Here is a 15,527-nt window from a genome sequence, read left to right on the forward strand (position 1 = left end):
CAGTAACGTCGGTTAAGACCGCAGCATGAGAATAGCGACGATCAACCCAAATAGTACTGCGACAACTCCGGCGACACCTAGCAAAATCCACAGATTCGTCTGGGGACGCGCTCCGCCTTTCCCCGGTCTTTCCGCTTTCGCCGGTTGGGACACCGATCTGTTAACCACGACGGGTTTCGCGCTCGGTTGGGCTTTTCCGGGGCCGGACGGCATCGGCTTGCTTCCCGCGGCCCCTGTCGAAACACCGCTCTTGCCGACTCCGGAGCCAGCAGGCCGGCCCGCCATCGGCTTGACCAAAGGCGACCCGCTCCCTCCCCCTTTGCTCCCACCCGTCAACGGGGACTGCGCTCGTGCAATCGCCTGGCTCTTCGACTTCGAGGGATTCGGGGCGCTCGTATCGTGCATCAAATCAATCTGACTATCGATCGACGAACCGTCACCCTTCGCGATCGCTCGCAACACGCCGCTATCGGACGTGGACAGTTTGACAATCGCGGAACTCTTTCCTCCCATCGTTCCTTCGTTGCGATTGGAAACCGTATCCAAATCTCGATTCGATTTGAGTTTGTCGTTCAGCACATCGGCGACCGAGAAGTTCGCAAGAATCGACGCAGTCTCTTTCACCTCACTCTTGTACTTCTCCAACCAAGCCTCCAGCACATCGGCCACTTGATCGCACGACCCGTATCGGAATTTCGGATCCTTCTGCATCATCTTGACGCAGACACCTTCCAATTCACCGGGGATGTCCGGGCGATCCTTGCGGATGTCGTCCGGTGTGTTGTTCTGGTGTTTGATAATCCGGCTGGCGATCGATCCCTCTGGGAATGGGGGATGCCCGGTGAGCAAGAAATAAAGGGTGCATCCCAAGCTGTACATGTCAGCCCGATGATCGACTTTATGACTGTTGATCGCTTGCTCGGGGGCCAAGTAATCCGCAGTTCCTAATACTTTGTCGTTGTACTCCATGGTCAACGAAGCGTCGGTGTCCTCCGCAAAGAGAGCCAATCCGAGATCGAGGACCTTCACCATCCCCTTCTTGTCGACGAGCAAGTTCGCGGGTTTGACGTCCCGGTGAATCAGTCCGGCATCATGTGCATGCTGTAGCCCCCTGGCCGCTTGAGCGATGTAGTGGGCTGCCACGGCGTAAGGAAGCGGACCATGCTTGCGAACCAAAGTCTGCATGTCCGCACCTTCGACATATTCCATCACCAGATAGTGAGTGTCTTTTTCGTTGTCGATGTCGTAGGCGCGAACGATGTTTGGATGGTTGAGCGAGGCGATCGCTTTCGCCTCGCGCTGGAATCGCTCGAGATAGCTGTTATTGCCAAGCTTGGATTTGGGCAACACCTTGATCGCACGCTTGTGCTTCATCCCCAAGTGTTCCGCCAAGTAGACGCTGCTCATCCCTCCGCTTCCAAGGTGTCCAAGCAGCTTGTGACGGCCTAAGAAAAATCCTTTGTACTTGCCCTGTAGGATTTTTTCGCTTTGCCAGCGGGTGATCAGCCCCAGTTCCTCCAACTCCTTGCAGACCGCGACTGGATCGGAAGGGAGGGATCCGGAATGCTTTGCCCGGATCTTGTCAAACGCATCCTGAAGAGGAGCCGCATCGACCAGGCGACTTTTTTCGATCAGCTCTTGTATTCGCTCTGCAGTTATTTGCGTCATGCCCAAAAACCCAATTAGCGGCGTGCGATCGATTGAGAGGAGTGTATTACTAAGTTTACTGGAAAAAGCCGCCATGGAAATCGAGTCAAGGGACCGCGAGCCCAACTTTTCTTCTTGATTTCCTCCAGCTATTGGGCCCGCCCCGCTCTCCCACAATCGGCGCCCCAAGGTAAACTCTACGCCTCGTCCTGAATTCCATTTCTGTCCAGGGATTCACCTCTACCGAATTTGTTCGCGCGCAAGCGGCTCCAGAAAGCATCGCCATGGCTTACTTTCCCGAAATCTCCAAGATCCAGTACGAAGGCCCCAAAAGCCGGAATCCTCTCGCATTCCGTTGGTACAACCCCGATGAAATCATCGAAGGGAAAACGATGAAGGACCACTTGCGGTTCAGCATCGTCTATTGGCACACCATGCGAGGTACGGGGTCGGACCCGTTTGGCCCCGGTACCGCTGTTCGGCCTTGGGACGATGGTTCCAATTCCGTGGAAAACGCGCTGAAGCGTGTGGAAGTGGCGTTCGAGCTCTTTCAGAAACTGGACGCCCCGTACTACGCTTTCCACGACCGGGACGTCGCTCCGGAAGGGGAATCCCTCCGTGAAACCAACGCGAACTTTGACAAGATCGCCGACGCCCTTCTCGCGCACCAAAAAGGGACCGGAGTGAAGCTGCTGTGGGGGACAGCGAACATGTTCAGCAACCCTCGCTTTATGCACGGGGCTGGCACGAGCTGCAACGCAGAAGTCTTCGCTTATGCGGCCGCACAAGTCAAAAAGGCAATGGAAGTCACCCACCGGCTCGGCGGAGAGAACTATGTCTTCTGGGGTGGACGCGAAGGATACCAATGCCTCTACAACACCGATATGAAACGAGAGCTGGACCATTTGGCCAAGCTGCTCCATATGGCCGTCGACTATGCAAAGAAGATCGGATTCAAGGGCCAGTTCTTGATCGAGCCCAAACCTAAGGAGCCGACCAAGCACCAATACGACAGCGACGCGGCAGCCTGCCTCAATTTCCTCCGCGCCTACGATTTGCTCCCTTACTTCAAACTCAATCTCGAGACCAACCACGCAACCTTGGCCGGTCACACCATGATGCATGAAATGGATTACTCCGGCATGCAGGGAGTCCTCGGTTCACTCGACGCCAACACCGGCGACTTGCTCCTCGGATGGGATACCGACCAATTCCCCACCGACTACTACTTGACCGCCCAAACCATGCTGATGGTGCTCAAGTACGGTGGATTCACGACAGGCGGTGTGAACTTTGACGCGAAGGTGAGACGCGAGAGCTTTGAGCCGATCGACCTCTTCCATGCACACGTCGGTGGAATGGACGCATTCGCGCGAGGTCTGCGCATCGCCGCCGAAATCCGCAAAGAAGGCCTTCTCGACTCCTTCGTCAAGAATCGCTATCGAAGCTGGGACAGCGGGATCGGAGCCGAGATCGAAGCCGGCAAAGCGGACTTCGCCTCTCTCGAGAAGTACATGCTCGAAAAAGGGGAACCCGCGGCCAACGAAAGTGGTCGCCAAGAGATGCTCGAAAACATTTTCAATCTCTACATCTAGATCGAGCGAACGCCACATCTAGCGATCGCCTCGCCCCGAAAAGTAATCTGGATCATCATGCAGGAGCAGTCGTCCGCGACTGGCTCCTGCCCCAGCGGAGTCGCACTCTCCCAATGGCGGACGAGCCCCCCAGCGGTTCGCGCCCCCCCTTTCTGGTCGCATCCAGAAACCACCAGCTTGTTTGAGAGTCCATCCGGCGATCCCACGCCATGCTCAAGCGCATCTTCACGAACGCGCCGATGGAAACCGAACGTCTCAAGCCTCTAACGACTGCAACATGCTGATGAGCATCGCCTGAAAGACTTGCTCCAATGTCATGAAGTCTCGATCTTCCGCTTGGATTTGAACGAGATAGGTTTTGCGATCCACGGTGAAGGCGATCAAGCGCGACGTCACGAGCAGATCGAGAAAGTAAAACTGCAAATCGGCTCCACGGCTATCCTGCAGCACTTCGCCTCGAAAAGTGAGTTGTGGATCGAACGGTTGCTGCTCCACCTCTTCGTATTCGGCCATCATCGCAGCAGCGCTGCTCTCCACGGCCGACCGGGGGGACACATTCCACGGGTACTCGCTGACGGTCATGAAAGCCGAAGTGGGGCTTTCCAAGGTGAAGCCAGTTGTTTGGCCATCCTCCGTATCCTCGATGAGGTTCCAATTCTCCGGATACATGCACCGAAGACCGATCCCTTGGTATATCTTGGTCATTCTCCGCTCATTCGATTCAATGGTAGGTGTCGGTAATACGTCTCCAAACAGTAGATGGAGAAGCATGTTGAATAGAGCCTACCCCCTCCACCTTCGTGTGGATCGTCCTGAGCGGACCAGCTCCCGCGGTTGGGGCCCGACTTTTCTTGCAACGCCGGCAATTCTACTTTCATGGCGTCATTCCAACGACGCCAATATTCCCCGCCGACGTGATGCAACGAGGTGGTTGCATAGTACCAATAGTAAAACGATCGCCGATCCGGGGCTTGTGCAATCGGATTGCTGCAAAGGAGTTCGCACCCCTCTTGGATCCGCTTGTCCGTCGCGCTCCATCCCAAATACAGTCGGCACAACATGCCTTCAGCGGTCATGGCGGGAGTGCCCACCGAATAACGTTGATACGCGTATCGCTCCCCATCCGGAGCCTTGGCCGTCCCTCTGCCGGATCGCTGAACCAAATCGAGGAATTGGTGGACGTTCTCCAGCGTGCTGCTATCGACGAGCAGGCCACCCATGCGAGCGCTCATGAGCGCCATCACGTACCACCCCGTCACGCTCATATCACCGGGTTCCTTGGGGTTGTATCGCCATCCACCATCCTTGGCCTGGGCCATTTGCGCGTACTGAATGGAACGCATGGCGATCGACTCGAGTTGGGGATCTCCGGTCATGCCGTAAAGCTCGCAAATTGCGATACTGCACTGAGCCTGCGCGTAGGTCCGTTGATTCCCCGAAGCCCGCTTTGCAAAAAAACCGTCTTCATCCTGCTGCGCGATCAAGAAGTCGAGACCGCGTTTCACCTGAAACTGGTACTCTCCAGATTGATGGGTGTTCCCCGCCCCTAGAAATGCCAACATCGCCATCGCGGTAGCCGCGGGCTTGTTCTCGGTCGTCGCACCTCCCTTGTAGGGTCCCACCAACGACCAGGAACCGTCGGATCGCTGCTGCTTGGCGAGCCAATCGAGCCCGGCAGCGACCGCATCTTCGGTCCCTTGGGTCCCACCATAGGCTTTGAGAAGCGTTTCCTTGAGAATTCCCGTTCGCCCTTTCAACCCGCCGAGAACGGGAGAATCCAACGCCAAATCGTTGGCCGCCACGTCCGTGGGAAGGGCGGGGGTCGCCAAATCGAGGTTCAAGCTATCGAGACTGATGGCATCCGGCAGATTCTCCAGCATCTCGGAGTCCTCCGCCGAGGGGTTGATTTCGAACGCCGTCAAATCGTCCTCTCCGTTGGTGTCGGAGGATGTCCCAGAGAGAATGGTGATGGAATCCCCGATTTTTTCAGCGATCGGAACGATTGCCAGCAACAAAATAATGGCGAGGTGGACGATCAAACTCGTCAGCCAAGAGGGGGTTTCCTGCAGACCAAAACGGACCCACAGTTTTTCCCGCCAAGTCAGTTCATCCTCTCGATCTTCTTCCCCGTCCATCTGAGACGTTTCCGCTGGGCTGCTGCCCCCGGGGACGGTTCTCGTGCCGTCAATTTTAGCCACCGGCGGCGGAGCCAGGCGAGGAGAAGCAGCGGGGGGTGGGACCGGCATTCGAGGTGGTTGGAGCGAGGCCGGGTCGGAAGCTGATTTGGACACGTTCGTACGACCTCTCGGTGCGTTTACTTACTGGAAAAGGTCAATCGGCATGCAACAAACGCCGATAGCGGTAATTCTCGTACGCCCGGCGCCCCCGAATTCATCCACATCGTCGATTATATGGTTTTTCCCGCATCCGGGAAAAACCGCGACCCGAATTGTGTTAGCAATTGCGGCTTGTCGGCCAACTCGCCCCTCGCTACAATCCTCACCCTTCGAACGCAGCTAATGTCCACTAGGAGTTGATTTCCATGACCCTCGACAAGAGCTTGAAGGTCCGTGCAGGATCGATCAAGACCCGAAATGTGCTCACCCGAGCCGAGCGAATCAAACGATTGCAGGACATCGACAAGTGGTCCGAAGATAGCATCGTCGTCGGCATGGCCAAGGTCCGCGTCCCCAAGATCTCTTTGAAGAAAAAGAAGAAGGTCAAAAAAGAGGACGAGGCAGACGACAAGAAGAAAAAGAAGAAGTAGTCCATCGGCTCCTTGCAGAGTCCGATGGTTCCCAGCGCCGCTCGATGGTTGGTGGCGCTGGTTCGATCTCTCTTCCTTTCGCTGTCCTCGCTATCTCCGGCTGCAGTGTATCCGAGATGCTAGGTGTGCGGTTGGCGATCCCCGATGCGATTCTGGAATCCCACTTAGCGGAGAGATTCCTTCTACGACATGTCGTTTCATCCAAACGCAGATTCAAGGTGAGCTTTGTGGCTCACCTTTTTTCGTTTCGTGGACGATCGCTTCCGCACTTTGTTCCGACGAGATCTCTGTTGTCTCGCTTCGATTCGGTTTGGTAAGCTACCAGATGCAGATCATCGGAAAGTTCTGCCTACCCGGTTTTCCAGTACACCGGGTCAATGCGATTTGGATTGTTTTCAACTACGCCAAGGATGGCTATCGATCATGGGACTTCCCGCTCGAAAGCAAGCGGTCTCGCCGAGCACCCGAAAAAGCAGGCTGGCACGAGGCAAAGACGTGCTCCAGCAAGCGTCTGCTGCCATTCAAGCTACCGCCGAATCTCTCGATGAAGATTTTTTGGTCGCGGTCGACAAGATCCTCACCACGCGCGGGAGTGTCATCGTTTGCGGGATCGGGAAAGCAGGCTTGGTAGGCCGCAAGATCTCGGCGACTTTCGCGTCGACCGGAACACGTTCGCACTTCCTACACCCGTCCGAGGCCGTCCACGGTGACTTGGGAAGCGTCGGCCCCAACGATGTCATGCTCCTCCTGTCCAACAGCGGCACGACGGAAGAGATCGTTCGCATTCTGCCGTTTGTCAGCCGCCGCGCGGCTGGCTTGATCGCTATCACGAGCGCCGGCAACAGCCCTCTCGCGAGAGCCGCCGACATCGCCCTCATTCTGCCCCCCTGTCGCGAAGCCTGCCAGCATAATCTCGCGCCCAGCACGAGCACCACCTCCATGTTGGCGATTGGAGACGCGATCGCTCTCGTCGTGAGCGAAGCGAGAGGCTTCGGCATGCAGGACTTCGCAGAATTACACCCCGCTGGTGCCCTCGGAAAGCGACTCGCGAGCGTGGACGAAGCCATGCGTCCGCAATCGGAGTGCCGCCTCGCTCTCTCGTCGCACACGATCCGTCAAATCCTGGTCGACGCCGCTAAACCAGGCCGTCGGACGGGAGCAGTCATGCTGGTCGACGAAAATGGAGTCCTCGAAGGAATATTCACCGACAGCGATCTGGCAAAGCTGATGGAGCAACGGAAGGATCAAGATCTGGATCGACCTATCTCCGAGCGGATGACGAAATCCTTTTCTGCAATCCAATCCGGGGCCCGCCTGAGCGACGCGGTGGATGTCATGGTCGCACGCAAGATCAGCGAGCTACCGGTCGTGAACCGCGACGACAAACCCGTAGGGATGATCGACATCACCGACGTGCTGGAAATCGAACACCTTCAAAACATCGCATTCGCTCCGACGCAGGCGAAGCGAGACGCAGCGAGCGATCCCCAATCCTCACCCCCTGAAGAACAGGATCGCCAGGAAGAAGACTGGGACGCTCCTCCGTCGTCTCTTCGCATCTTCGGTCGCAAATACTAATCGACATAACAATCTCGATACTCCACAGTCACAAGGCATCCAGAGTGGCACCCAAAGATAACGACGTAGCCAAGCCAATCAAACTGATCCTTTCGGATGTCGACGGCGTCCTGACCGATGGCTCCATCACCATCGACAACGCGGGAATCGAAAGCAAAACCTTTCACGTGCGGGACGGACATGCCATTCGACTTTGGTGCAAGGCGGGGTTTCAATTCGGGTTGCTCACCGCGCGCAACTCGCACATCGTCAAAATTCGCGCTGCGGAACTAGGTATCACGCTGGTCCGCCAAGGTTTTGAAGACAAACTTCCAGCCGCGCGCGAGATGATCCAACAGGCGGGGTGCGAACCGCACGAGGTATGCTACATCGGTGATGATCTTCCCGATCTCAGTGTGATGTACGAAGTCGGATTGAGCGCGACCGTAGAGGACGCTGCGTCCGAGGTTCGCCAGAATGCAAAGTGGGTCATGACCTCCCCGGGAGGACGAGGAGCGATTCGCGAACTGGTCGAGCGATTGCTGAAAGCAAAGGGGTTATGGGATGAGTGCATCCCGAATCGAGTCTCATGATCTTCTCGCGCGAGTATCTACGAGTCTTTGTTCCCCTAGCGATTTGCTTCGCAGTCTATCACCTCACGTTTGTACCTTGGATCAACCACAAAACGCGAAGCACAGAACGACGGTGGTCTGCGGCCGTATTGCCCGATGCCGATGAATGGTGGGACGTCTTTTTTCGCGAAGACTCGTGGCAAAGGAAATCCCCCCAAGTTCTCACGACCGAAAGCGGAACACTTCTCTACCGAGAGCGGGTCGAGATCAGCGAAACCCGCTGGCATATCAAACCGCTTACCATCCTCATTCCACAACGTAGTTCCGGGGCGTCCAAAAGAGCGATCCTCATCTCGAATCCAGAAGGAGCGGAAATCCAGTTCCAACGTCGCCCCGATTGGACCTCCGAGCCTCCTCCCGTAGAAACCGGTAGGCTGCTCGGACAAATCCAAATCTACTCACCGCCAGTCGAGGGTTCGAGCAATAGCGGACTCCTCATCGAGACCAGCGAAGTCCGAATCGAAAAGCGTCAGATTTGGACCGACAAAGGGATCAAGATGCAGATGGGAGACTCCCTGATCGAAGGGCACTTTCTCACGATCAATCTCGAACAAAAACTCTTGAGCACCGAGGAGCCCGTCCCCCCTGGTGTGAAGACTCCGTTCGATGGATTGGAAAGCATGGAATTGACCTACGTCGACCGCGTACGAATCGGTCTCAAAAACGGAGGTCTTTGGCCGAGCGACAAAATAAAGGATGCGGCACAACGCCCAGCCCATGCAGTGCTGAAATGCGGTGGACGATTCACATTCCATTTCCAGCAGTCCGAAGCCATGCTGCGGGGTGGCGTTCACATGGAACATCGCGTCGAAGGCCTTCCGATCGACACGTTCGACTGTGAAGATTTAACCATGCAAATCGGATTCCACGACGATCCGATCCAACCAGCCCCGGACGCGAGCGAACCTCGCAAACCTTCGCCGTGGAAACTCGATAAACTCACGGCCGTCGGCGCGCTAGGCAAGACGCCTTCGGATCGCTCTGGGTGGATGAAGCTCCTTGCACCGGGCATGCAAGTCGAAGCGTTGGGCCAGCGGTTGTTTATCGATTTTCTCAATGGGGAAATCCACCTGAGCAACACCCTGCCTCTCACCGTCGCCCAAGAATCCTCGCCAGTCTATTTACGACGCGAGAACATGCAGGTTTGGGCTCCCGAAATCCTCTTCGGCAACCCGAAACTCTTTCAGAAGTCCAACACCGGCGCTACAGCTCCCATCGACCGACTCGGAACCGTGGTCGCCAGCGGTCCCGGTGTCGCACAAATGGAATCCGAGCGCGAGACGTGGAAACTCTCCTGGGGCCAAAAACTGCTCGTCCGCCCCTCTGATCAACTCGATGTCGTTTCGATCGTCGGGAGCGCCAACATCAACAACTCCACGCAGGGTACATTCGTCGCCGACAAGCTCGACCTGTGGCTTCGCCCGACCGATCAAAACCGGATCGCGAAACTCCAACGCTTTTACTTGAATGAGCCCGTTCCAAGGTGGCTCCCCGAAGCGATGACGGCATCAGGAGATGTACGGGTGGAATCGCCCCAACTCATCGCTCATGTGCAGAAAATGAATCTCAAATTCCGATATCCGGAATCCGACTCCGAGCTTGCGCTCGCATCGTCGACTTCCTCATCCCAATCCGGCCCAACCCCTTCGGCTCTACCACAGCTTCCTGCGCAGTTCCCACAGCCCTCCATCGGAGCCGGCGGCAATGCGAATCCCAATGTCGTTCGTCAACCGACGAATCTCTTAAGCGGAGGGGCAGCCTCGGTGCAAGATATTGTTCCGCCACCACGTCCCGATCCCCTGTCCGTTGCTGCGAACTCTCTCGACATGGTCGTCAAGAGCGTAGGCAAGAAAAGTTCCGTCGAAGGTCTTTCGCTCGAAGGTCCCTTTGAAATGCGGAAGGAAATGCTCGACAGCGCTAGCCCTTGGCCCTTCACCGCATCAGGAAAGCAACTTCGGATGATCGAAGTCGCTCCGGAGACAATGGATCTGTACATTATGGGCGAACCTGCGCGTATCACGGTCGGACGCGGAGAAGTGGTCGCACCAGAGCTGAAACTGACGCAAAGCGAAAATGTATTTCATATCGATCACCCCGGCGAATTGGTTATCCCCCCGGAAGCCATCCCGCTTCAACCGGAGACGCCTGGTGCAGCAACCCTCGTCAGCGTCCCTGGATTGGGACTCCCCAACACCCTTTCGAACGGCTCTCCTTCCCCCACCGCCAACTCCTCTCTCGTGAAGTGGCTGGAGCCTCCTCGGCTTCGTTGGGGAGAGCGGATGACGTTCGACGGCAAGATCGCGAGGTTCGGCGGAGGAGTCGATCTCACGTGCCGGATTCAATCTGCCGCCGACACGATTTCTCATATCTTCGTCCAGTCGCGATCCCTATCGGTCGAGATGGCACAGGCGATCGCACTCCAGCCGACGAGGACGCCTGGAGGACCGAAAGCTCAAGTCGAGATCATCCGATTCGAAGAAGATGTCGACATCAAAATGGCCGAAACCGACTTGGCGATGCAGCGTCGCTCTGCGGAACATATGAGGCTGCCACGACTCGACATCTATGCCCCAACGCAAACCTTTTTGGGTTACGGACCCGGTGAAGTCTGGAGTCGACGTTATGCGATGACCGCAAGTCTACCCGCTTTTGGAACCCCGGCCACGACGACTTCGTCGAAGACCAACACCCTCCAATGCTTGCACCTGAGCTTCACCGGCCGCCTAGAAGGGGACCTGCGAACGAAGAAAGCAAGTTTCTTTGACCGTATCGATGCGCTGATGGGCCCGATCGCATCTTGGGAGGACCAAGTCAACGTGCATCGCGCTGAACGCCTTGGAAAAAACCAAACACGACTCAGCGCGGATCAACTCAATTTGTTCGATGGAGGCGAGTTAAGCTACAACCAGATCTCCCCGAGCAATCGTGGCGAGGCCCCCCCTCCCGCCTGGGAGCTTGAAGCGGTCAGCCGTGTGCAAGTGGAATCGATCACCGATAAAGGGCGTGTGACCATGGAGGGACACAGCCTCAAGTACGCAGCCAAAGAAGATACCGTGATCGTCTCCGGTTCGCCTCGGCAAGCTGCCTTGTTCACCCTTTATCCCAATGACGGTTCCCCCAGCGACTTCATCGACACTCGACTACCCAACATCTCGATCCAACTCAAGACCGGAGCGATCAAAGGAAATATCAGCCGAATCGAAGGACCGCTGCCACCGAATATGCAGCGAGCCAGCTCCCCCGGTTCCAGCAATCCCGGACAGCCTACCACAGGGTTACCTTCCAATCCGCTCCTGCCTGATCCCAGAGGAAGCGGCGGCTCCCTGCGTCCTCGGTAGTTCGATGGCATCGTGGCCCATTCCAGGGCGATTAGAGGGTCTCAATCCTGCCATTGGAATCGCCGAACGAGTCGACTTCGACTCCGAACTCGTTCAACATCGTGACGAACAAGTTCGACATCGGTTGCTTTTCGAGAGCGCGGTATTGCCCCGGATGGAATCTTCCTCCCGCATGCCCTGCGAGGATCACCGGTAAGTTCTCATGCGTGTGACGATTGCCATCGGCGATCGCACCGCCATACACGATCATGGAATTGTGCAAAATCGATTGCCCATCGATGTCTTCCATACGCGAAAGTCGATCCAAAAACTTCGCGAACGACTCCAAATAGTACTGGTCGATTCTCGCTACTTTTTTCGCCAACTCCGGCACGCGTTGATTGTGCGTGAGGTAGTGATGCCCCTCTGGAATACCAATTTGCGGGAAGATCTTGTTACTACCGTCGTACGCAAGGAGCAATGTCGCGATCCGTGTCGAATCGGTTTGGAACGCGAGAGCGAGCATGTCGTACATAATCTCCATATAGGAGGCAAAGTCTGGAGGGATGCCGACGGGCTGTGGCTGTGTGGTGGATGGGGCCTCTTCGAACTTCTCCGCAGCTTCGATACGCTTTTCCATCTCGCGGACCACGCTCAAGTATTCGTCGAACTTGCGACGATCGTTGATGCCCAAATTGCGTTCCAAGCTCTTCGCTTCTTCGAGAACAAAATCGAGCACGCTCCGCTGTGTCGCTTGCCTCTGCAAGAAGTTCTTTTCCCTTTCACCAGGCTCTCCCGCACCGAAAAGCCTTTCAAAAACCAACCTAGGATTCGCTTCAGGCGTCATCGGGGTCGTGGGGGAACTCCATGCCAAATTGTATTGGTAGGCGCACGCGTAGCCGGAATCGCAACTCCCTGAATTGCGAATCAAGTCCGAGGTCAGCTCGAGCGAAGGAAACCGTGTGACGCTCCCCAATCGTTGCGCTGCGACTTGGTCGATCGACACGCCCACTTGGATATCGCTCCCTGCCGTTTTTCGCGCGCGCATGCCGGTTAAGAATGTTGCATTGGCTCTCGCATGATCGCCAGCCCCATCCGGACCTGCCGTGGCATTGATGTGATCCAGTCCACCGAGGACTTGAAAATGGGATTTCACCGGCTCCAAGGGCAGCATCGTTTCGTTCAGCTCAAATCCCTCTTTAGGGAACCAATGGTCCTGCTGGACTCCGTTTGGAATCGACATGAATGCCATGCGCAGCGGAGCGCCGGTGGCTGTCACCGCTTGCCGCCCCGATGCCACTGCTGCACGAACATTCCGGCCCGCCCCCCATGACAACATTGCCGGGACAGCAATCGACAATCCGGAGGCTCGCAGAAAGGCGCGACGGTGCAACATCTTGTTTTCCCGGTGAATTCGGTAGTTTTGTTTCATCATCGATTCGCTTTGCAGAGAGGTTAGGGTTGTCGAGTTATATAGCGTTGGTTTTGGAAAGGGGATGACTGGATCACTCCGTCGAGCAATACGCGAAACTTACCTCCGTTTTGCTCCAGAGCTTCGACGATTTTGTCGACGCTGTGCTCGTCGGTGGGTTCGATCCCCCACCCCAATGCGAAGGTCATCAGTTTTTCCGTGACACAGCGGTACAAGTCGCCGGCATGGTTCTGCCGCAAAACCTTCTTGAGTTCCCGAATGTCTTGAAAGGACTCGCCGGTGATCAAGCTTCCAGTCGGATCGATTGCCACCCCCTTTTCATCGGTGCGCCACATTCCGAGGGCGTTGAAGTTCTCCAGCGCCAGTCCCAGCGGATCCATACGCGCGTGACAGGAAGCGCAAAGAGCGGATTCGCGATGGACTGACAGCAACTCGCGCAAACTCGGCTCGCGTCCTTCAAATCGAGATCCTGAATCCTCTAACTCTGGAACAGCCGCAGGAGCCGGCGGGGCAGGGGTCCCTAGCAAATTATCCAAAACGAACAGTCCTCGCTTGACTGGCGACGTGCGCGTCGGATTCGACGTTACCAAAAGCATGGATGCGTGGGTCATCACCCCACCTCGCGGACTGTCCGGCGGCAATTCGACACGACGCATCTCGTCTCCCCGCACTCCGGAAATGCCGTAGTGCTCCGCCAACCGCTCATTCAGGAACGTATAGTCGCAGTCGAACAAATCGAGCAGGGACCGATCTTCCGTAACAATATGCTCCACCAGCATCTCCGTCTCGCGTCGCATCGCACGCTTCAAATCGGCATTGAATCGGTCCGACACCTCGCGCAACTCTTGGAACCTTGCTCGATCCTTTTGTTCACTCGGATCGACCGGCTCACCCGGTCTACGTCGAAACCGCCCGCGAAATGCCTCCCTCAAACGATCGAATTCCTCTTGATGCCCCAGAACGACCAAGGGGTCGATAGCGATCTGCGTCACATCGCGAGTCCGAAGCCACTGGCCAACGAAGTTCGAAACGAATTGCGAGGCTTTGGGATCTCTTAGCATCCGATCGACTTGCGGTCCGAGATTGGCTCGCAACGCCCCTTTCTCAGCCAAACCGATCAACTCGCCATCGGGCATGGTCGACCACAAAAAATAGGAGAGTCGCGCCGCCAGCGTCCGCTCGTCCGTCGGCCCGTAGGCTCGATTTTCATCACCTTCGATAGGGGGATCGATCCGAAACAGAAATCGAGGTGAAGCCAACACGCTCACCATTGCCTCGGCGATTCCGGACTCAAAGGTTGCTCCCGGCAAACGCCACTTCCCTTCTGCGATGGTGACCAGTCTCTCCACCGTCGATCGCTCGACCGGTCCTCGGAACGCTCGGGATGCGAATCGCTCCAGCAACTCCAACGCGTATTCCCTTCGTTGCTCCGGCGCATCGGGTGGTTCCGGCCTGGTAAAGAATCGCTCGTAATGAGGTGGGGCAACAAGCTTTGTCGTGCCCGTCGGCCCTTCGATCCTCACATAAGCGATCTCGAAGCGAACATTGGTGGACATTCCTGGAGCGCTCTTTTCTTCCTCGTCGCTCTTCGGTGCAACAGGCTGTAATTCAAACTCGATGCGGTGATCTCCTGCTTCGAGTTGCTCTCGATACTCGCTGACCAAAAGCTTGTTCTCGTTCCACCCGTACTCCTCGTCACTCTTTAGTTGATCGTCCCAACGAACCCAAACGCGGTAGCGAGCTGGATCAAAATCAAAGGATCCGTGCAGTTTCACTCCGATGTTGATACGGTATTCGCCTGCCTCGGAGACTTGCAGGGACCGCACGACCTTGGCGGGGACTTTTCCATCCACCGAGCTTCCTTTCATGGGTTCGCCATTCTTCAAGAAATCGCGCCCCGTGAATTCCTGCTTGGGAACGATCTTGGACACCGTCGGCACCGCTAGATCGACCACCAATCGTGCCGCCTTGAGATACTTCTCCATCAACATCGGCGAAAAGGAAAGAGCGTCTCCAACGTTATCAAAGCCGTGCCCCGAGTCGTCGGGTGGGAAGAACAAACTCGCATCGAACGTGATCCCCATCAAGTCTTGGATGGTATTGCCGTATTCGGCGCGGTTCAATCGACGAATGACACCGCGCCCAGGATCTGGATTCATCAAATCGATCCCGAAGGCCTCGGTTTTCACCCACGTAGCGAGCATCTCCTTTTCGGCATCGCTCAACCGTTCCGAGCCGGAAGGTGGCATGATTCCTGCGCGCACGTTCTTCAGGGCTTTCCACCAGATGTCGGCGTGCGACGCATGATCGGTTTCCTTGGCGATCCCTTCGAAGGAAACATTTCCTTCGCTGTTTTCATCGTTATGGCAATCCGAACAAACCCGCTCGAGAAGGGGACGGATGTGTTCGACGAAATCGACGCGTTCCACCGGTGCCGAAGCAGGAACGACTGATGAGTCGACGGCAGGGGATTGAGCCTGGATCGATGAGCCTGCCAGCGAGAAACAAGCAGCCACCGCAAATCGGGAAATACCGATCCCGACAGCGCCGGAATCAAAATTGAGACGTTTCATAGGGCAT

At 56.3% G+C, this 15,527-nt stretch carries 10 protein-coding genes; 5 read left to right on the forward strand and 5 right to left on the reverse strand.

The genetic code is table 11. From position 1 onward, the window contains the following. Positions 1-12: 12 nt before the first annotated feature. Positions 13-1,668: a serine/threonine protein kinase gene (locus tag VN12_RS17670; RefSeq protein WP_146678078.1), complete on the reverse strand. Its 1,656-nt coding sequence runs from the start codon at positions 1,666-1,668 to the stop codon at positions 13-15. A gap of 263 nt (positions 1,669-1,931) precedes the next feature. Here VN12_RS17670 and xylA point away from each other — a divergent pair, with 263 nt between their 5' ends. Further along, complete coding sequence (gene xylA / locus VN12_RS17675; protein WP_146678079.1) at positions 1,932-3,242, forward strand: xylose isomerase; 1,311 nt, start codon at positions 1,932-1,934, stop codon at positions 3,240-3,242. 255 nt (positions 3,243-3,497) lie between these two features. On the opposite strand, the gene VN12_RS17680 is transcribed toward xylA, so the two are convergent. Beyond that, positions 3,498-3,947: a hypothetical protein gene (locus VN12_RS17680; protein WP_146678080.1), complete on the reverse strand. Its 450-nt coding sequence runs from the start codon at positions 3,945-3,947 to the stop codon at positions 3,498-3,500. Then, complete coding sequence (locus tag VN12_RS17685; protein WP_146678081.1) at positions 3,944-5,533, reverse strand: prenyltransferase/squalene oxidase repeat-containing protein; 1,590 nt, start codon at positions 5,531-5,533, stop codon at positions 3,944-3,946. Before VN12_RS17685 ends, VN12_RS17680 begins: the two co-directional genes overlap by 4 nt. A gap of 251 nt (positions 5,534-5,784) precedes the next feature. Here VN12_RS17685 and VN12_RS17690 point away from each other — a divergent pair, with 251 nt between their 5' ends. The 4 genes from VN12_RS17690 to VN12_RS17705 all read left to right on the forward strand — a co-directional run bounded on the left by VN12_RS17690 (position 5,785) and on the right by VN12_RS17705 (position 11,536). Beyond that, entirely contained in the window at positions 5,785-6,009 is a 225-nt protein-coding gene (locus VN12_RS17690) for a small basic protein (RefSeq protein WP_146678082.1), read from the forward strand. A gap of 423 nt (positions 6,010-6,432) precedes the next feature. Beyond that, positions 6,433-7,587: an SIS domain-containing protein gene (locus tag VN12_RS17695; protein ID WP_146678083.1), complete on the forward strand. Its 1,155-nt coding sequence runs from the start codon at positions 6,433-6,435 to the stop codon at positions 7,585-7,587. A 44-nt stretch (positions 7,588-7,631) separates the two neighbouring features. Continuing rightward, the gene (locus VN12_RS17700; protein ID WP_205855073.1) at positions 7,632-8,159 is read left to right on the forward strand and encodes a KdsC family phosphatase; all 528 of its coding nucleotides are present in this window, start codon (positions 7,632-7,634) and stop codon (positions 8,157-8,159) included. Beyond that, entirely contained in the window at positions 8,156-11,536 is a 3,381-nt protein-coding gene (locus tag VN12_RS17705; protein ID WP_146678085.1) for a hypothetical protein, read from the forward strand. The genes VN12_RS17700 and VN12_RS17705 overlap by 4 nt, the downstream gene beginning before the upstream one ends. A gap of 31 nt (positions 11,537-11,567) precedes the next feature. On the opposite strand, the gene VN12_RS17710 is transcribed toward VN12_RS17705, so the two are convergent. Together VN12_RS17710 and VN12_RS17715 are read right to left on the reverse strand one after the other, a co-directional pair. Further along, positions 11,568-12,950 carry a DUF1552 domain-containing protein gene (locus tag VN12_RS17710; RefSeq protein WP_205855074.1) on the reverse strand — a complete coding sequence of 461 codons (1,383 nt, stop codon included), beginning with the start codon at positions 12,948-12,950 and terminating at the stop codon, positions 11,568-11,570. Between the two features lie 20 nt (positions 12,951-12,970). Further along, positions 12,971-15,520 (reverse strand): DUF1592 domain-containing protein, encoded by a 2,550-nt coding sequence (locus tag VN12_RS17715; RefSeq protein WP_146678086.1) that lies wholly within the window; start codon positions 15,518-15,520, stop codon positions 12,971-12,973. Between the last annotated feature and the right edge of the window lie 7 nt (positions 15,521-15,527).

Source organism: Pirellula sp. SH-Sr6A (assembly GCF_001610875.1).
GTDB lineage: Bacteria > Planctomycetota > Planctomycetia > Pirellulales > Pirellulaceae > JBKCUI01.

What these genes read in the sequence shown, in the direction of transcription:
- VN12_RS17670 (WP_146678078.1), bottom strand. Translation starts at nt 1,668, where the DNA reads ATGACGCAAATAACTGCAGAGCGAATACAAGAGCTGATCGAAAAAAGT.
- xylA (WP_146678079.1), top strand. Translation starts at nt 1,932, where the DNA reads ATGGCTTACTTTCCCGAAATCTCCAAGATCCAGTACGAAGGCCCCAAA.
- VN12_RS17680 (WP_146678080.1), bottom strand. Translation starts at nt 3,947, where the DNA reads ATGACCAAGATATACCAAGGGATCGGTCTTCGGTGCATGTATCCGGAG.
- VN12_RS17690 (WP_146678082.1), top strand. Translation starts at nt 5,785, where the DNA reads ATGACCCTCGACAAGAGCTTGAAGGTCCGTGCAGGATCGATCAAGACC.
- VN12_RS17695 (WP_146678083.1), top strand. Translation starts at nt 6,433, where the DNA reads ATGGGACTTCCCGCTCGAAAGCAAGCGGTCTCGCCGAGCACCCGAAAA.
- VN12_RS17705 (WP_146678085.1), top strand. Translation starts at nt 8,156, where the DNA reads ATGATCTTCTCGCGCGAGTATCTACGAGTCTTTGTTCCCCTAGCGATT.
- VN12_RS17710 (WP_205855074.1), bottom strand. Translation starts at nt 12,950, where the DNA reads ATGATGAAACAAAACTACCGAATTCACCGGGAAAACAAGATGTTGCAC.
- VN12_RS17715 (WP_146678086.1), bottom strand. Translation starts at nt 15,520, where the DNA reads ATGAAACGTCTCAATTTTGATTCCGGCGCTGTCGGGATCGGTATTTCC.